At 59.0% G+C, this 17,601-nt stretch carries 14 protein-coding genes; 11 read left to right on the top strand and 3 right to left on the bottom strand.

Translation table 11 applies throughout. The features are described from left to right. The first annotated feature begins 406 nt into the window (after positions 1-406). Both KIP88_RS43160 and KIP88_RS43155 read left to right on the top strand, forming a co-directional pair. On the top strand, positions 407-1,081 hold the full coding sequence (locus KIP88_RS43160; RefSeq protein ID WP_214494140.1) for a substrate-binding domain-containing protein: 675 nt from the start codon (positions 407-409) through the stop codon (positions 1,079-1,081). A 217-nt stretch (positions 1,082-1,298) separates the two neighbouring features. Further along, positions 1,299-1,475: a hypothetical protein gene (locus tag KIP88_RS43155; RefSeq protein WP_214494138.1), complete on the top strand. Its 177-nt coding sequence runs from the start codon at positions 1,299-1,301 to the stop codon at positions 1,473-1,475. A 216-nt stretch (positions 1,476-1,691) separates the two neighbouring features. On the opposite strand, the gene KIP88_RS43150 is transcribed toward KIP88_RS43155, so the two are convergent. Both KIP88_RS43150 and KIP88_RS43145 read right to left on the bottom strand, forming a co-directional pair. Then, positions 1,692-2,051, bottom strand: coding sequence for a hypothetical protein (locus KIP88_RS43150; protein ID WP_214494137.1), 360 nt, complete (start codon positions 2,049-2,051; stop codon positions 1,692-1,694). Positions 2,052-2,135: 84 nt separating this feature from the next. Beyond that, complete coding sequence (locus KIP88_RS43145; protein WP_308163791.1) at positions 2,136-2,495, bottom strand: hypothetical protein; 360 nt, start codon at positions 2,493-2,495, stop codon at positions 2,136-2,138. Positions 2,496-3,763: 1,268 nt separating this feature from the next. On the opposite strand from KIP88_RS43145, the gene KIP88_RS43140 reads away from it, so the two are divergent. The 5 genes from KIP88_RS43140 to KIP88_RS43120 all read left to right on the top strand — a co-directional run bounded on the left by KIP88_RS43140 (position 3,764) and on the right by KIP88_RS43120 (position 10,914). Then, positions 3,764-3,946 carry a hypothetical protein gene (locus tag KIP88_RS43140; protein ID WP_214494135.1) on the top strand — a complete coding sequence of 61 codons (183 nt, stop codon included), beginning with the start codon at positions 3,764-3,766 and terminating at the stop codon, positions 3,944-3,946. A 799-nt stretch (positions 3,947-4,745) separates the two neighbouring features. Beyond that, entirely contained in the window at positions 4,746-5,222 is a 477-nt protein-coding gene (locus tag KIP88_RS43135; protein WP_214494133.1) for a VirK family protein, read from the top strand. 2,102 nt (positions 5,223-7,324) lie between these two features. Next, a complete protein-coding gene (locus tag KIP88_RS43130; protein WP_214494132.1) occupies positions 7,325-8,800 on the top strand; it encodes an acetyl/propionyl/methylcrotonyl-CoA carboxylase subunit alpha in 1,476 nt (491 codons plus the stop codon). A 1-nt stretch (position 8,801) separates the two neighbouring features. Continuing rightward, positions 8,802-9,305: a biotin/lipoyl-containing protein gene (locus KIP88_RS48365; protein WP_214494130.1), complete on the top strand. Its 504-nt coding sequence runs from the start codon at positions 8,802-8,804 to the stop codon at positions 9,303-9,305. 1 nt (position 9,306) lies between these two features. Then, the gene (locus KIP88_RS43120; RefSeq protein WP_214494129.1) at positions 9,307-10,914 is read left to right on the top strand and encodes an acyl-CoA carboxylase subunit beta; all 1,608 of its coding nucleotides are present in this window, start codon (positions 9,307-9,309) and stop codon (positions 10,912-10,914) included. 106 nt (positions 10,915-11,020) lie between these two features. Here KIP88_RS43120 and KIP88_RS43115 read toward each other — a convergent pair whose 3' ends face one another. Further along, positions 11,021-11,221, bottom strand: coding sequence for a hypothetical protein (locus KIP88_RS43115; protein ID WP_156439514.1), 201 nt, complete (start codon positions 11,219-11,221; stop codon positions 11,021-11,023). Between the two features lie 2,829 nt (positions 11,222-14,050). Between KIP88_RS43115 and trpD the strand changes: the two genes are divergently transcribed. The 4 genes from trpD (at position 14,051) to KIP88_RS43095 (ending at position 17,460) form a co-directional block, all read left to right on the top strand. After that, the gene (gene trpD / locus KIP88_RS43110; RefSeq protein ID WP_214494128.1) at positions 14,051-15,064 is read left to right on the top strand and encodes an anthranilate phosphoribosyltransferase; all 1,014 of its coding nucleotides are present in this window, start codon (positions 14,051-14,053) and stop codon (positions 15,062-15,064) included. Between the two features lie 15 nt (positions 15,065-15,079). Next, on the top strand, positions 15,080-15,898 hold the full coding sequence (gene trpC, locus KIP88_RS43105; protein ID WP_214494127.1) for an indole-3-glycerol phosphate synthase TrpC: 819 nt from the start codon (positions 15,080-15,082) through the stop codon (positions 15,896-15,898). Positions 15,899-16,389: 491 nt separating this feature from the next. Beyond that, a complete protein-coding gene (locus tag KIP88_RS43100) occupies positions 16,390-16,629 on the top strand; it encodes a hypothetical protein (protein WP_214494125.1) in 240 nt (79 codons plus the stop codon). Between the two features lie 468 nt (positions 16,630-17,097). After that, entirely contained in the window at positions 17,098-17,460 is a 363-nt protein-coding gene (locus KIP88_RS43095; RefSeq protein ID WP_249791481.1) for a flavin reductase family protein, read from the top strand. Positions 17,461-17,601: the final 141 nt, after the last annotated feature.

Raw genomic sequence — 17,601 nt, 5'->3', positions numbered from 1 at the left:
CTCACTATGATGAACCACTAGGTGAGAATGAGGGAAGTACTTTTAGCGCCAGTGACGGACGTCATTCTTCAGTCGATCCGACGGCGAGCCGGTGGTGAAAGGCCGGCCCTGAATGTAGCCGCTGGATTGAACCCAAAATGCGAAAGCATTGTTGCCGTCTTGGCGGCACGAGGGGGACCGGCGTCATTTGTCATCTATCTTGTCGTACCAGTCGTGTCCGGTTGCGGACGTTGATGTGGAGAATCCGACTACTGCACCTAAATCATTCCGCGGGTGCCGCTTCGGGCACGTGCTTTTTCTTCTTCAAGCGACGCGCAGAGCACTTTCGCGTTCGGCACGCCGATTGCTGAGATGAAGATGCCGCAGTTAAAAGGCGGCGCGCTGGTCACCGACCCAGGAATTCACAATGAGACTTGCTCGATTGATATTGATCAATGCGGCGTTGAGGCTAGTCGTAACTGTACAAGCGGCAGACATTAATGTGGCCCTCGCCGCCAACTTAACCGCACCGACCAAGGAGATAGCCTCGACCATCAAGCGGACGGCTGGTCACGGGGCAGCTATGAGATCGGGCGCGAATGGACAATGTTACAACCACGTCACGCAAGGTGCGCAATTTCAGATCTCGGCCGACACGCGACCAGCGGAGCTGGTCGTGGATGAAACCGTACTACCGGAAGGCCGCTTCATCAACACGATCGGAAACTTCCTACTTTGGAAGAGTGCGAATTTCGTGAACGGCGCGGAGATGTCCAAGAGGATGGCCTTCGCAAAATTATCGATCTGCCTCGCCGAGACACCTTTTAAGGTAGCCGTGATCGAGTCAGTGAGTTCGCCCAGCGTTCATGAGGCCATGCAGCCGAAGGGCATCGAGGGCGCGACAGTCACGCGGGCGGATCAATACGAGATCGGCTATGACGAGCTCGCCTTCGTCACGAGATTTCAATTGATTGGTGATGATGCCTCGCGCTGGCTGATGCCGCAGGAGCTCCATGGTCCCATTGAGCAAGGTGCCGCGTCGTTGAAGGGAAGCGCCGACCGCGAAGCAACGCTGGGGTTCATCGATCTCCGAAAGGCCTGAGGCTCACGTGATCATTGAGCGCTATGGTTAGGTGCTCGAAGAGCCAGCCCTGGACCGCAGGTCGGCTGGGATCTGGTAGTCGGCAAGGCTGACGATCAGGCTCGCCAGCCTCACGGCCGTGATTCTTTCGGCATCGGGATGGCGACGTTCACTTGACTTGGTGATCTCGATTTGCTGGGACCCAAATCGACTAGCGCAGCGCAAGCATGGGATACGGATGACGCACTGGGGCAAACCAAAACCGCGCGTGATTGAAGGCGGTAAGGCCGATCAAGCATTGCATGCTGATGCTTCGCAGCCGCGGATAGTGTGGAACTTCTGGCCGCTTGCGGCGGTCCTCCTCAACGCGCTCCTGTGGGTCGGCATCTGCTGGGTCATTTACGCGTTCTCATGAGCAAGACGGCGTGGCCAAAGCAGCCAAGTTCGCGCCACAAGGATGGGCGCGTTGGCAAGCGCCATCTGGCATACACGCCTGAGGTCATCGACTGACCTCTCTCAGCCGCGAATATTGGAGGCACGTGCGTACGCACGCCAGTTGGATTAGCCCAACTTAATCCGTCACCAACGCCAGACGCCGCAATACGCTTCGCCATTGCGCCCTACGACCTAATCAGCCGCAATTCCAGATCGGCCCGATCGGCGTCCGCGTCCAGCACGGGCCAAAGCTGCCGCCATTGTAGCGGCCGCCGTAAAAGCCGGGCCGGCCGAAATAGTGCCAGGCGCCATCATACCCGTAGTAACGGGGGACCGGGTCAATGTACCAAGGGCGCCGGTCGCGGCGTGCCGATCGCCGCATCGCGTCTTTCTGGGCGTAAAGTGGAAGGCTGTTGTTCAGCGGCTGCTGGTCACCCGGCAGGAAGCCATAGCCGTGCCAGCGCGGAGCCGGCCGCTTTTGAAGCGGTGCGGCCAGAGCGGCGACTGATAACAGCAACAGGACGATAGCAGTGAAGAGATACACAAGGCGGGACATGCGGACACCATAGACAGTCGATCGTCGAGAGGCCATTCAAATCCAGGTGCAAAGCTCACGCGCCTATGTAAGCTCCGGCATTCTCTATCGCCGTACGCTGGACGATCTAACTACCCCCTTCTTCCACAGCCGAAATCCGCCCTCGAACGCGTTGGTGTTGACGCCGAGACGGACCTTGCGCGGCAGCTTGTCGACCTTGCCGGCGTTGCGGCCGCCCAGCATGATGTAATCCGGCTCCACGGCTGCGAGCAGGCGCCTGATGACGTCATCGACCGTGCGTTGCCATTTCTCCCTGCCAACGCGCTTGAGGGCTGCGGCGCCCCGTTGACGACCTTGGTCGGGCGACCGAAGGCCTTTCGAAATTGAAGCCGGCCCACCCGAGACCGAGATTGTGAGGCTCCGACAAGGGCACAGGTCCGGGATATCCGACCGCGACGACGTCATAGGACCAGTCCTTCGTCAGCGCCTTGACCTTCCTGACCATCACTCTCGCTGATAGCTCGGGATCGGACGCAAACGCGCGCCTGATTCGCTCCCTGTTGGTCGTGACCTTCACACGCGAACCACCGATGTCGATCACGAGGACCGTATGCCGCGATGCTTGCTTGCCCGGTTTCTTCGCCATGAAGCCGCGCCCTGCTCAGTCGGATGATCATAACTCCAGCCGATCCTTACCTGAAGCAGGGAGACAAGCAGCACCACAGCTTTGTTCTCCATCCGACTCTATTTTGTTCGCAAGGAACGAATCGGAATCGCGCAGATCAGTGCGGGCCAATTCTTAACAACGCGTTTGCTTCGTGCTAGCACGCGGATGCAGCCGAGCAAGCAGCCGGATGAAACGAAACAAGCATAGCCCGGATCAGCAGAGCGCTATCCGAGCCTGCTCGGTCGATCGATCTTACCCTAACCCCCGCCCTCCGGCTTGATCCCCGCCTTCGTGATCGGCAAGAGGCGCGCTCCTCGCTGTCGCGAAAGGCCGATATCTCCTGCGGCGTGGTCGGCCAGGTGGCGGCCCCTATGCGATATGCGGGGCTGCTACGGCTCTTGGGTCAGATCTCAGTATACGTGCTGAATATGCTGGCGAGCCGTGACATTCCCCAAGCGTAACACAGCCTGAAGTGGCCGCTACGTGACTCCATCCCCAAGATCAGCCACAGAATCGATTACAATGTAACGCATCGGAAGGATCGCCATAAACGGAAATCGATTTATGGGGTTTGGTGCTGAGAAACCTTTGCAGCCTCCGTTCAGGACCGCGCGTAGAAGCGCGGCCGTTTCGATATCGAACTAGGAGATGCCCCCATCCGGTAGTAGGAACGACAGACAGGCTGATCGAGATGTTCGGAAAATCACGCATCATTTGAGCTCTGCAAATCAGTCCTAACGGTGCAGCTTAGACGCGTTGGCGAACGCGCTCTCCCTGCCAGAACCACAGAAAGCGCTTTTGATGTTGCACGCGCGGCAATGCACAGTGTCCCACCTCGCACAGCGCGAGTGAAACGGCACCGTTGTATCGGTCATCGCACAAACGGCTGCATCCGACTTAACACCGATGAATGCGGTCGAGCGTCGATCTCCTATGCTGAAACAGCACCGGCCCGACGCACACTGGGTATGAGGTGCGTCGGGCCGGTTGGGGCATGGCGCGGCACCTGGCCGTGTCCAACCCAGATAAACCCGTGCAAATGATATGCTCACACGAAAAGGTGCCGATGATCGGCGTCGAATTCGCCGGTGTCCGGCCGCACGGATTTTCCTTTGCTGGCGGGCGCGCGTACGTATGGGCCATCTCCTCCGGGCGTCGTTTGCATTACGCCATCAAGATCGATCTAAATCAGTGGCCGGACGATCGCCGGATTTCGATGTCGGGGAGACTTCCTTTGCGCGGCCTGTGACCAGAGGGACGCCGATATCCGAACGGATTAGATTTACTGCGTCACAAATCATGACGGCGCATGAGCTTCCATTTCGATAGCGCAGCACGGACATCTACGTAGCGTCTAAGCAAATACGCTCGCGAGGCACCGCCGCATGGTAGCGAACGAGTTCGGCATGTCACCCTCTGTTCTGAGCGGGAGCGCCGCGGGTCAGCCAGTCATTGCGATGAGCGGGGCGGACCCGGAGCCGCGCAAAGCGCGAGGTCAAGAAGTCAACGCTGCCGTCGCGCCATTTGACATTCCGCCAAGCTTGTTTCGGTATACCGAGATCAAGTCCCTTGACCGAGCAAGTATTTTGCTCGTCGTCCCACCGCATCAATTTCGCCGGCCGTCCATTCCCCGACCATTTCTTCGGGCGGTAGCGGTCCCTGCCGGGCGGCCACACGGAGTGCTCGGCAAGATGCCCGTTTCTTGAATGCTCGTTCGAAACTCTTCCGCTTAAGCTTATATGAGAGCCTGCACCCTCTCGGTCATATCGGCCTCCCTTGCATTCACGCACTATTGCCGTTCGTACTTTCGACGCTGCCACCCGCTGGACCAAACAGTGCAGAGGGTGTCACAAATGGTGAAGCCACTTCGCAAACCTTACGTACGAGGTTGTGAGGTTGGATTATCCTTCGCAACGACTTGCGCGCAGTTGCGACACGTGTAGTTGTTGCGACCGAATATGTCCGGAATCCGCCAGGCTGTTTGCGAACACGACATCGGGCAAGTTGGCGCTTGCGTGGCCTGCGGTTGTTGTGGAGGAGAAGAGCGTATGAAGTTCAGTGGCAGACGCCTGTCCATCCTGTTGTCCTTGCTTTCGGCTGTAAGCGTGAGCACGATCGCCAAGGCCGATGAGCCCTCGCCGAAATACGCCGAGGTGCTCAGTGCCCTGCAGGCCGGCAAGAATGTGAAGCTCATACTGGACCTGAACCGCTGTACCACCGTCGATGGCGGCAAGCCCGGGCCGGCCACGCAGGCCGGGTTGGTTATAAGTGCCTTCAGGGTGACCGCCCAGAACGGCATCAGCTTTGCCAATGCGCATCAAACCGTGGATAGCTCGGGACACCCGGTGACGGAATACATTCGCCACAGCCTCAGCCGCGAAGGCAAGCTTACGGTGCGGGCCTCCAAGCTGACCGCCGGGACGACCGAAGTCGTGAATCAGGGCGAATTCATCTGCGAACTGCCGGACGGCGCGAAGTTCGTTTGGGACACTGCGCAGGGCCACGGTGCGGCTTCGCTACCCTGATCCTGTCGAGTGGAGATCTATCGGCCATAACACGGCAGCCGATTTTGTCGAGAACCCGGCGAAGCATCAGGAACTGTGATTAGGCTCTGCGTCGCCATCCTCTTTAAGCGTCGGCCACTCCTCTGCGCGTCGGGCTAGCTTCTCATATTCCTCGGCGATCTTAAGGAGCCTATCTCTGGACTTGCCTTCAGCGAACGACACCGCTTTGGTCCGCGTCGCTTCCGCACGGCCTCGCCAGAATTTGGGATCGTAGAACGGATCTATCGGTTTCATGCAGATGAGCATGCAGTTCGTACATTAAGAAAATGCGACACCAGCCCCTCCAACATTACGTAGGCCGCCCTCCCCGCAAAATTCACAAATTCGGCCCAATTGCCTATATCTCGGAAGGAGCGAAGCCGCGGGGCGCGATTCGCTTGAGAAAGCCGAAGCGGGTGCACACGCATTGAGCGGTTGATAGAGTTGCTTTGCTCATGCCTCGTACACACCCGGTGGCAGCCGGACCCAGCACGATACCATCCCCAGCCGCCACGACCTCCTTCGAAAGCGCATTACGTCAAGTTTCTGCCAGGACGAAGGTTTAGACGCGCAGCATCTAAAGCACCCGCCATCTCGGGCGTGAAAGCTCTTCCCTCTTCGAACTGCTACCACGTCGCGCGATTTGCGCTGACTAGGATCGCAAACCAATCCAATGTTTCGATCTCTCCGACTTGCCGGCTTGGAGGGATCAGCCGTGCTGGAGCTGTCACTTCTAACACGTGCACGGCTGCCCTCGGCCTAGATGGGAATGAAACTGAGATTTTCCGCGCCAGTGAAGGCCTCTCACTCTGATTCGCGCCAGATGGCTCGTGGGGGCCCACGAGTTTGGACATATCCACACGAGCAGTCCTCGAAGGGGCTTGAATCGTACGCAGCGTTAGATTGTACGATCTTAAAAGCAGGTGGCGCCCCTAAGGCCATCTGAAAGCCTCCCGCCAGGTGATGAGAATTGCGAATGTCCCAAACTCTTAAGCTCACGCCGCAAGGGCCCGTCACGGTCCTCGAGCACTCCCCCGAAAGCGAAGTGATCTATGGAGCGCATGGCGAACTGGCCAAGTTGCAGCCGGAACAGGACGAGCATTTGGCACAATCTCGATCTCCGATGTCACGCGTGCCGCTCCTCGCAAGAGGTGGCATGCAGGTCGCGAGAGCGCACCATGTGGGTGATGGCCCCGGCTGTTACAGACCGATAATGGTTCGCACTCCCCAACCAGGTGCAGCTTCGGGGGCGTGTTGGACGTAGCTGAATGCCGGAATTGCTCCCGGGGTATACCTTACCGCTATCGTAACTTCTTTCGTCTAGCCGGGCCGCAATCGTTGTTTCGCCCTGGTTGGCGGCTCTGGGTATCGGCCGACTGGCGGGTTGTTAGCCGCCTCCTCGCGCTCGGAAAATTACGGTATCTCACGACTAAGCGACCGAGGCACCGCTGCGATGGGTGTACAGATACGCAAAGTGCGCTTCCGCGGCCGTCAATGCTTTGAATGGTTCCGGCCTGTTTCCCGGTAGACAGGTCATACTACGCTTCGCGTAGGACGAACAATACCGCAGGATGTGTCGACTTGAAGAGGATATCGTGAATCAAAAGCAGCGAACGCAAGGGTCTTGGTTCTTCAAAGCACACCGCTGTGCAACAGCACTTGCTGTTGCTGTTGTGACGACAACAGCTCTATTCACCGAACAGGCGGGTGCGCGAGATCGGCCGGCGACACCGGAGGAGCGAGAGGCTTGCACACCGGACGTGTTTCGCTTTTGTGGCAGCCACATACCTGATGCAGGCGCCATTACTGCCTGTCTCAGAGCCAAGTTCACAAACCTGAGTGACCAATGTCGCTACGTGATATCAGTTCGAGACTCTGCCAAAGGAAAGGAAGGCTCGAAATGAGCCAGCGTCAATAGGCCGGCGCCTTCGATTGCCCGCGTTCGAGACTAGTCCCCGGCTGAATTCCAGGACGGCAACGCTGGATGGGGACAGATGAAAGGGCGCGGGCACTTGAGGCAGCACCAGCCGCTTGCGACTGACTGAACTCCCGGGATCGGGCACTTGCTTGGACGAATAGGCGAAATGCGTGAATTACCCTTCCACACCATTCTGATCGCCAACAGAGGCGAGATTGCCGTACGAATCATCAAGACCTTGCGAAGGCTGGGGCTTCGCTCTGCAATTGTCTACCACGATGCCGATGCGGGGACGCCGGCTGTCTCCATGGCTGACACGGCGATTGCCATCAGCGGTCGCACGCCGATAGCGGCCTATCTCGATATCGCGCAAATCATCGCTGCTGCCCACAAGGCGAGCGCCGACGCCCTTCATCCGGGTTATGGATTTCTCTCCGAGAATGCTGAGTTCGCCAGGGCCGTGATAAAGGCGGGCATTGCGTTCATCGGGCCCGCCCCCGAAAGCATAGAACTGATGGGCGATAAAATCCGGGCCCACAAGTTCGTTCAGCGGAACGGTTTTCCGGTCGCACCTTCGGCGATCGAAGAAGATGATCCAGCGACATTCACATTCAGGGCGCGAGCTGTTGGAGTTCCTTTGCTGGTGAAACCATCGGCGGGCGGTGGCGGCAAGGGCATGCGGATCGTACGCGACCTCGCTACCCTGGAGGACGCGATTGCGCAGGCGCGCAGTGAGGGGCAGAGGTACTTCGGCGATGGCCGGCTTTACGTCGAACGATATGTCGAAAACCCGCGGCACATCGAAGTACAGGTGCTCGGCGACTCCTTCGGAAACGTGGTCCATCTCTTTGAGCGGGAGTGCTCGGTGCAGCGCCGGTTCCAGAAGATCATCGAGGAGTCGCCGTCGCCCGCGCTGTCGCCAGAGTTGCGCAAGCGGGTCTGCGAAACCGCCGTCAGCATCGCGCGCGCTGCCAACTGTCGAAACGCAGGCACTGTCGAATTCATTTTCGGCGGCGGAGAGTTCTATTTTCTTGAGATGAATACGCGACTGCAAGTCGAGCATACTGTGACCGAGATGATCACCGGCATCGATCTTGTTGCTCAACAGATCTATGTCGCCGCGGGCCGCGAACTTGGATTTTCGCAGTCCGATATCGTCTCGAGAGGACACGCGATCGAGGCTAGACTGTATGCGGAAGCCCCGGAACGTGGATATGTTCCGACGACTGGTAAGGTACTTGTTCTTGAGTACCCGGACGGCGACGGCGTACGGATCGACAGCGGCATCTTGCAAGGCCAGCAGATCACGACAGCGTTCGATCCCATGCTCGCAAAGATCATCGCGCATTCGCCGACGCGCATTGAGGCTGCGCCGAAGGCCCATCGCGCGATGCGGGAGCTGGTGCTTCTCGGCTGCGAGACAAATGTAAACTTTCTCACACGTATCCTCCGTGAGGAGGCATTTCTGAGCGGACACATCCATACGGGATATCTTGAGGAAAATCCGCACATCGCATCGGGCGAGCCTGCGTCCGACTTATCTGCCTTCCTCGCCACAGCCGCCCTCCTGACGAGACCTATCCGCGAATCGGCAGATGCCGTGCCCGAGCTTCACGCAGCGCTGGGCAGCTGGAGAAACTGACGTGAAACACTCTTTTGAAGTTGATGGCGTAGATTATCAGTTATCGCTTTCACGTTGCCAACAGGGCTATCGCCTTCTCTTGAGTAACAAAGTGATTGGCCCAGTCGTGTTCTCCCAGCAAGGCGACGGTTGCGGCGTCCTTACCATCGCTGGCGAAAGCGAACCGGTCAGGTTCGCCATCGACGGCGAGGTTATTCACGTGCACATCCGCGGCAGGACGCGCATTTTGCACTACCGCGACCCGTTGAGAACGCTCGCTTGCGCTAATAATGAGGCAGATCATCTCCTGGCCCGCGCGCCAATGCCGGGTCTCGTCGTTACGACCAGCGTTTCGCCTGGTCAACCCGTTTCCGCAGGCACGGCGCTGATGAAAATCGAGAGCATGAAGTTGGAAACCATCATACGCTCTCCACGGGACGGCGTGATCGACCGAATTCACTTCAACGAAGGCGAGAGCTTCGAGCGAGGCGCAGTGCTGGTTACGCTCTCAGAGGAAGGGCGTTGAGATGCAGCGGATCGCTTCTGCAGCGGATGTCAAATCCCACGAATTCCGCCTCAACGAACTCCACAATAGACGACTTGTGGCCGAATTGAAGGAACGACAACGTGTCGCCCGCTTCAACCGTCCTGAACGAGACCTTGAGCGCCTGCGTCGGCAAAACAAGTTGTTTGTACGTGATCGGATCGAGGCTTTGCTCGATCCAGAAACTCCGTTCCTCGAGCTTTCGACGCTAGCCGCTAACAAGGCTTACGACGGCGAGGTGCCTGGCGCTGCGCAGGTCGTCGGCATCGGCATCGTAGCGGGTCGCGAGGTCATTGTTCACGCGGATGACGCCAGCGTGAAGGGCGGCGCATGGTATCCGTTGTCTGTCAAGAAGATCGTGCGGGCCTTGGACATAGCGATCGAGAACCGTCTGCCAGTGGTTCATCTGTGCGACTGTGCTGGTGGTTTCCTGCCTTTGCAGGCGGAGTTCTTCGCGGATCGATACTACGCGGGTCGAATCTTCCGCAATCAGTCCTTTCTCTCGAAGATGGGAGTGCCGCAAGTCGCCATCGCAATGGGTCATTGCACCGCGGGAGGGGCGTACGTCCCGGCGCTTAGCGACTACAACATCATCGTGGAGGGAACGGGCGCGATTTTTCTAGGAGGCCCCCCGGTCGTGAAAGCGGCTACGGGCGAGACGGTATCCGCCGAAGAGCTTGGTGGCGCTCATATGCATACCAGCGTGTCTGGGACGAGTGACTATTTCGCAAGCTCCGAGATGCACGCGATTGCCATCGCACGGGACATCGTCGCTCGCTTCAATCGTCCCACGAAAGCCTCGATGGATCAAGTCTCTCCGGAACCGCCGGCGTACGACGCGTCCGAACTCTACGGCATCATTCCCAGGGATCCTCGAGTGCAGTTCGACATGCGGGAGATCATCGCCCGTCTGGTGGATGGCAGCCGGTTCCACGAATACCAGCCTCGCTATGGCGAGTCTCTGGTGTGCGGCTTCGCGCGGCTTTATGGATATCAGATCGGGGTTATTGCAAACAATGGTGTGCTGTTCAGCGACAGTGCGCTGAAGGGCGCTCACTTCATCCAATTGTGCGACAAGAACCGAACGCCCCTGCTCTTTCTGCAGAATATCACGGGTTTCATGGTCGGCCGCGAATACGAACGGCGTGGCATCACCAAGGATGGCGCGAAGCTGATCATGGCCGTCTCTGGAGCGTCGGTGCCTAAATTCACGGTCGTTTGCAACGGCTCCTACGGAGCGGGGACATTCGCTATGGCGGGACGGGCTTTCGATCCACGGTTTATGTTCACCTGGCCGCAGTCTCAGATTTCTGCGATGGGTGCAGAGCAAGCAGCAGGCGTGCTCACCCATGTCAAGGCAAGACAATTAACCCGTGAGGGTGGACGCCTGTCTGAGCAGGAGTTGGCAGCTATTCGAGAGCCGATTCTGGAAGGGTATCGGGAACGATCGAGCGCCTATTATGCAACCTCCGAAATCTGGGACGACGGCATTCTTGATCCTGTTGACACCAGAAATGCGCTCGCAGTCGTCCTGAGCGCTTCGCTCAATACACCCATTGAGGCGCCACATTACGGCGTCTTCAGAATGTAGCGATCGGATCGGAGCCGCCTTGGCGGGATCATCGAGGTAGCGCAGCGCGATCCAGCCGCACATGAAATGGAAGTCGGCGCGATAATCGCAAAGCGCAAGGCGCCGATTATGCCCGTCCTTCGATCTGGCTGGGTTTCAAATCGGCGGCCGGGTCTACCTCCACACCCCACGGAAAGGAAGACAAGTGAAACGCATCACCTTCGCCGCGGCGCTGCTCGCGCTGACGAGCGCGGCGCACGCTGGCCCCGAGCTCGAAGCCAGCGCCGGCTTCCTTGCCGGCATCCGCTCGATCAACGTCACCATGCATCGCGTCCGCCCGCACAGATTAGGCGCCGCAAGCCGAAAGAAATGTCCAGCCTCGGCGCGCCGTCGCACATCGACGCCGATCACAACGACTGCGGTGCGGTCGGAGCGGTGCGTGCGTCCCCTTAACGGGTCGCACAAGACCGGAGAGATCATCGCGAGCAGGATTGCGGCGACGAAGACCAGGGCGAGCGCGAAAGCGTTTCACCGAAACGACCAGAGCAAGGTACAGAGGACAGTCAGAAGCAGAGCAGAGTAATCCGCGCATCCCGATGATCGGCGCCGTAACAGATCGCTGGGCGTCATCGGAATGTCCGTGTGCCCCCTGATCGATTCCTGACCGCACCACCACGTTTCCGGTCCGTCGTCCCGTACTGCAGAACAAACACCGTCCCGTTGAAGTGAGGGATTGAATGCCACCCAGAAGCCGCCGTTTCATTGATGACAAAGCCCATCATCGCCTTGGATGACGCAGCTCGAACGGTAGCATTGGTGAAGGATCGCTGGCTTGCTGCTGGCGAATACCGGCGAGGTATCGATGGCGCTCTCCACGGTTTTGTTCGCAATCGTGGCGGCGTTGTTGTCAGTTCATCTGAGGACAGGCGGATCCGGTTTCAATGTGCCCCATCGCGACACTCTCGAAGCAGCTAGAGGAGATTGGCTTCAAACCAGTTTCGGTGGGGACCAGTGAGCCGCTGAAGTCTGGCAACCTCACGCAGCACGGCAAACGGTTTCAGAAATGGTCTGTGCCAGTACGACGTCATCACGCAAATGATGATCTATGAGTATCCGATGCCGATATGTCGTTGAACGAACGCGATGTGCTGTCGCAAACACGCAACCGGGCTATCGCCTTAGGCCGGATTCGCTCTTCGCGCGCGCCCGAAGCGATGTTTTCGTCGCCCCCGAACGGATCCAGGAGTACACCTAGTGGACAATGCCAAACAAACAAATAGCGCTTGAAGAACACTCGGGTCGCGAGCAGTGGTAAAAGATGCAAAATGGCATCACGGCCCGAACCGCGAAGATACTCGGCGCGCCCTTCACAACGGCGGACTTCGCAGCTTGGTCAAAAAGGCAGCCCTCCATTCGGTCCCGGTTGCGCTTTGCGCTCTGATATTGATCAACTGTGGCGCTGCGCTTGCAGTCTTGGCGTTCCTCGAAGGTATATCAACCAGAGCCACAATCGATCTGAGCCTTATCGGCGCCCTCGCCTCAGCAACGCTGTCCTTTGCGTTGGGGGCCGCGCTCGCTTTGCTCGCAATGTTCGCCTGCGCCGCAGCGGAAAGGGCAGTTTCGAGGCTCAGTACTTGTGAGCCACCAAGGATCCCAAAGGCACGCCGCTTGCGCGCTGCAAAGACCGCGCGCGTTTGCCACGTCTGTTTCGCTTTCTTCCGCGCTGGCCTCGCTAGCTTTATTCGCTTCTGGAATGTCCGAGACGAGCTCCACACTCCCGATGCTTCTGCAGAGGTAAGCTACCCAAACACCCGTTCGAGTTGGCTAGAATCGAGCCCGCGAGCTGAGAACCGCCAGGAGCCCCCCGCCCATGCAGTGTCCGAAATGCAACTCCGATAACTGGTGCGAAATCGCGTCGCATGATCCCTGGAGCGGTCGACCGATGATCCTGCAATGTCTGCGGCGAATATACTGAGCACAAGCTCGCTGAGCGCGAGGAGGCGTACGGCGCCCTGACTGGCGAACACCAACCGACCCGCCGGCTTATGCAGGCAAGATCCTGGATGCCATTGAGAATGCTGGTCTAACGATCGCCCGCACCTGAAAAAAAATGGGAGACCCGCGCATGGGCCCTGCCATTCCTTGCCCCGCCCACCCTGTATCCCCGGCTCCGGAAAACGCGGGACTGTGAGGCGGTGCCTGATCGTCATGCGGGGCTTCACGCCGTTATGGCCAATCTGAAGCGGCAGGTCGAGCGAGTGGCATCGAGCCGGCACGATGTGCGTTTAGCTAACTATTTCGGTACCGCAACCTCTTGCGCCGCAGTACGGCGAGCACTCGAGGAGGCCACAATCAAGAATAGTGCATAAGCTCGGGACTCTGAATCGCATCTATTCCACATTGGACGACGACATGCTCTATCCGCCGCTTCGTGCAATCACGTGGACGCGGCTAGGAGTTGCGCCGGGATCTGCAATGTCGCGATGTCGGCTCCGCTCACCTCACCGCGCGCGTCGCTTGGGTGCAATAAACGTCGGCATTGCAGAACAAGTCGGCTGAGGACGTATCGGGCCGCCGTTTTTCAATTCTTCTTCTTTGCGCCCATAGGGATCTTGAGCACGTCTGTCTGGAAACGCCCGCAGTGAGTGTTCTCATATCAGTCCGACTGCGCTGGGAAGGGTTTTCCACGATGGCGGCGGCCTGCATGTGGCCGCTTGTTTCCTCGTACCTCAGGAAGCGGCACAATGGAATACTGGAATAATGTTCAGCCAAGCCACTGAAGGGGGTTGAACCTTACGCTGCGTCAGGTTGTAGGCTTGGAAACCAATTATGACCAAACCTACATCACGCAAGCAATGGTTATCGGCTAACGCGGCAGCGGGGTTGCCGTGCAGCACATGATTTCAGGCTTGGAACTGACGCCTATTCGAATTGACTTCCCACTGATGAAGCCGGAAAGCTGCGAGATCGTGCCGTTTGTCGAGTTCGCATCGAACGAGAGAAGAGCCAAAAGAGAGTCTTCAAGCATGTTGTGCGACAAGCGGCCCCCCGCCCTCGTCACCAAGCTGGACCATCGGGATCGGCTCATCGATCAACGAGGTCGCCTTCGCCCACGCAACCGCTGCCACTAGCAACAGCTAGCACGTTCGAAAGCACGATGAACGCCTTCAACTCGAATATTGGCAAAGTCGCCGGCGGCGCCACGCTGACCCGCGAGGAAGCGGCATCCGCTTTCGACAGCATGATGTCAGGCGAAGCCACACCCGCGCAGATGGGTGGACTTCTCATGGCGCTGCGGGTGCGCGGCGAGACGGTGGAAGAGATTACCGGCGCCGCTTCCGCGATGCGGAGTACGATGCTGCGAGTCAGTGCGCCGCACGATCCCGTCGACATTGCCGGCACTGGCGGCGACGCTTCGGGCTCGGTTAACGTGTCGACCTGCGCCGCTTTCATCGTCGCTGGTGCTGGCGTGAGGGTTGCCAAACATGGCAATCTCGCACTGTCCTCGCGCTCGGGCGCTGCCGACGTCTTGGCGTCGCTCGGCGTGAGGATCGACATCACCCCTGAAGACGTCACTCGCTGCGTGCACGAAGCCGGCATCGGCTTCATGTTTGCGCCGGTCCATCATCCCGCCATGAAGCACGTTCACCCTACCCGGATTGAGCTCGCTACCCGCACCATCTTCAATCTACTCGGACCGCTGTGCAATCCGGCCGGCGTCAAGCGACAGATAGTCGGAGTGTTTTCGCGGCAGTGGGTGCTGCCCTTGGCGCAGGTGTTGAAGAATCTTGGCGCTGAGTCAGTGTGGGTGGTGCACGGCTCGGACGGACTCGATGAGATCACCCTGACCGGGCCGACCTTTGTTGCCTCGATTGAGACAAGCGAGATCCGCACCTTCGAAGTGACCCCTGAACAGGCCGGCCTCCCCCGCTGCGGCAGCGTGGGGCTGAAGGGCGGCGATGCCGATGCCAATGCAGTCGCGCTGCAAAGCGTGCTCGACGGCGCCCCAAGCCCGTATCGCGATATCGCGCTTCTCAATGCGGCCGCGGCATTGATCGTGGCCGGCCGTGCCAAACCCTTGAAGGAAGGCGTCGCCCTTGGGCAGAAGTCGCTTGATAGCGGTGCCGCGGCGGCGCGATTGAAACATCTAGTCGCAATCTCTAACGCCTGACAGCCGAGCTGACCGATGTCCGACATTTTGACCAAGATCGAGGCCTACAAGCGCGAAGAGATCGCAGCCGCCAAGCGCACCTTGCCGCTTTCAGAGGTCGAAGCGCTCGCGCGGCGGGCCCCGCCCCCGCGGGGCTTTCTCGCCGCCATCTGCAACAAGCACGCAGCAGATGAGTATGCGCTGATCGCGGAGATCAAGAAGGTCTCTCCCTCCAAAGGCCTTATCCGGGGCGACTTCGATCCGCCCTCGCTTGCCAGGGCCTATGAAGCGGGCGGCGCGGCCTGCCTGTCGGTGCTGACGGATACGCCCTTCTTTCAGGGGCACCCTGATTTCATGATGGCAGCGCGAGCGGCAACATATCTGCCGGTGCTGCGCAAGGACTTCATGTTCGACACCTATCAGGTGGTACAAGCGCGCGCTCAGGGGGCCGACTGCATCCTGATCATCATGGCGGCGCTCGACGACGAAACCGCTCGCGAGATCGAGGCTGCGGCCCTGGCCCATGGCATGGATGTGCTGATCGAGATCCATGACCGCGACGAGCTCGATCGGGCGCTAAAACTTCGCTCGCCGATGATCGGCATCAATAACCGCAACCTGCGCACCTTCGAGACCACGCTTACGACCAGCGAGGCGCTGGCGCCGCTCATACCGAAGAATCGCCTGATCGTCGGCGAAAGCGGTATCTGCGCCCCGGGCGATGTTCTGCGTCTTTCGCGGCTTTGCATTTCGACCTTCCTGGTCGGAGAAAGTCTGATGCGGCAGGCTGACGTGACGGCGGCGACCCGCGCGCTGCTCTCGCGCGAGGCGGCGGTTTCGACCGGAGCGCAGTGATGGCGCGCAAAGCCTCCAAGCCGAGCTCGCTTCGCTCCGAATACGGCTCGCCGCAAACGATAGTGAGGTGTCGCCGCTGTTCGGCGACGGCTAGTCAGCATCCAGAAGGTCCGCGCAACTCAATCAGCACCGAGCCGGTGGATCTCCCCTGCATTTGACGACGGCCGAGAAGTGCGGCCGGTCATGGCGGGGCGAAATGCACCGTTTGCACGAAATAGCGGTGCATTAGCCTGAGACGGTAAGAGCAAAATCATGGAAAGTTTTCACAACTCGAGGCGGATGAGGGCAGTCTATGCTCGGAGCAGCGCGCTTATCAGGCTGCAGGATGCGTACCGTATCAATCTTGCTGAGCTAATCGAGGCTAGGGCGGCGCCTGAAAGATCGACGGCCACTCAGATTGCCAGAGCCGGTGCGAAGCGCACCACCGAGATCGTCGAAAAGACAGGCGACTCGAGGACTCGCGCTTCGCGGTACCGCGAAGGAGACAAACAATGATGTCTTGGCGGACGATCACGGTACTCGGATCGATCGCAACGATCGAACTCATGTTTCGTAAGTTTCGTGAGGTGATCGATACAGACGACTCGATCTCGCCCGAGCTGCGGCTTTCGTTGCACGCGACGATGGATGAGCGTCTTCTCTTCGGGAAAGAGCGCCTTTTCAACAGTATCGAAAGGCAAGACGGCGCGGCGGCCATGCCCATATCACCACCGAGGAACAATTCGCAGTGAATGACGCCACGCGCGGACAGATCACGGACCGCCAGCCCTTCGGACGTACGGGCCCCCTTCCCCGTCGCTGTTGCTACGCGACGAGTACGCGGAACGTATTCGATCTGACGCAAAGGCACGCTGAACGCTATCATCCAAGCGGAGCCACCGATTGTGTTCAGCTGCATCGCCAGATCATGCTGTGGAGCAGTCAGATTATCGGTGCGATCAAACCCGCACTGCGCGGAAGCACGTTCGAGAGTCGCGACCAACGCAATCTCCGCATAGTTCAACCGTTCGAGGTCAAACGCCACTCCGGAGCTGGGCTATGAGCTGCCAATCGCCTCCCCGGATCAGCGATATTCAGTCCATCGAGGCGATCGAGTTTCGCCAAGCCATGCGAAATCTGGCGAGCGGCGTCTCCATTGTAGCGACCGGAACGGCCGTCCGACGGCGAGGGTAACGGTCAGTTCTATTACCTCGATCTGCATGGAGCCGCCCTGCTTGCTGGTCGGCATTAATGCCAGTTCCGAAACTCACGACGCGATACTCGCCAACGGCACTTTTGGCGTGAGTCTTCTCGGCGGCAATCAGCAGGACCTCGCACTGCGTTTCGCCGGCCGGCATGGCGCAAACGCTGTCCACCGTTTCGATACAGCGCCATGGGATCAGGGCGTTCTTGACGTACCGGTTCTGCAAAGCGCAGTTTGTGTGCTCGAATGCGTCTTGCATCACCACCAACTCGTCGGCACCCATGGGATCTTTATCGGCCGGATTGTCGCGACGCGATCAGCTCAAGGCAATCCACTCATCAACTTCCGTGGCGAACTTCGAACGTTACTGTACGGCTGAGTGCAGGTTTTAACCGCAATGTCGCTATTCGTAACGACACCCTACGGCTAAAGAGCTGGTCCCGGTTGTCTGAACAGAGTTTCCGCGTCGATAGGTGGAGCCTCTGCCGGGGTTAGGCTGCCATGCGGAGTGGCAGCGGGG

Origin of the sequence: Bradyrhizobium sp. SRL28, assembly GCF_018596315.1 — a bacterium.
Lineage (GTDB): Bacteria > Pseudomonadota > Alphaproteobacteria > Rhizobiales > Xanthobacteraceae > Bradyrhizobium.
Note: the sequence above shows the minus strand (reverse complement) of the source record. Positions and strands in the feature narration are given on the sequence as shown.

What these genes read in the sequence shown, in the direction of transcription:
- KIP88_RS43160 (WP_214494140.1), top strand. Translation starts at nt 407, where the DNA reads ATGAGACTTGCTCGATTGATATTGATCAATGCGGCGTTGAGGCTAGTC.
- KIP88_RS43155 (WP_214494138.1), top strand. Translation starts at nt 1,299, where the DNA reads ATGACGCACTGGGGCAAACCAAAACCGCGCGTGATTGAAGGCGGTAAG.
- KIP88_RS43150 (WP_214494137.1), bottom strand. Translation starts at nt 2,051, where the DNA reads ATGTCCCGCCTTGTGTATCTCTTCACTGCTATCGTCCTGTTGCTGTTA.
- KIP88_RS43145 (WP_308163791.1), bottom strand. Translation starts at nt 2,495, where the DNA reads ATGACGTCGTCGCGGTCGGATATCCCGGACCTGTGCCCTTGTCGGAGC.
- KIP88_RS43140 (WP_214494135.1), top strand. Translation starts at nt 3,764, where the DNA reads ATGATCGGCGTCGAATTCGCCGGTGTCCGGCCGCACGGATTTTCCTTT.
- KIP88_RS43135 (WP_214494133.1), top strand. Translation starts at nt 4,746, where the DNA reads ATGAAGTTCAGTGGCAGACGCCTGTCCATCCTGTTGTCCTTGCTTTCG.
- KIP88_RS43130 (WP_214494132.1), top strand. Translation starts at nt 7,325, where the DNA reads ATGCGTGAATTACCCTTCCACACCATTCTGATCGCCAACAGAGGCGAG.
- KIP88_RS43120 (WP_214494129.1), top strand. Translation starts at nt 9,307, where the DNA reads ATGCAGCGGATCGCTTCTGCAGCGGATGTCAAATCCCACGAATTCCGC.
- KIP88_RS43115 (WP_156439514.1), bottom strand. Translation starts at nt 11,221, where the DNA reads ATGCATGGTGACGTTGATCGAGCGGATGCCGGCAAGGAAGCCGGCGCT.
- trpD (WP_214494128.1), top strand. Translation starts at nt 14,051, where the DNA reads ATGAACGCCTTCAACTCGAATATTGGCAAAGTCGCCGGCGGCGCCACG.
- trpC (WP_214494127.1), top strand. Translation starts at nt 15,080, where the DNA reads ATGTCCGACATTTTGACCAAGATCGAGGCCTACAAGCGCGAAGAGATC.
- KIP88_RS43100 (WP_214494125.1), top strand. Translation starts at nt 16,390, where the DNA reads ATGATGTCTTGGCGGACGATCACGGTACTCGGATCGATCGCAACGATC.
- KIP88_RS43095 (WP_249791481.1), top strand. Translation starts at nt 17,098, where the DNA reads ATGGAGCCGCCCTGCTTGCTGGTCGGCATTAATGCCAGTTCCGAAACT.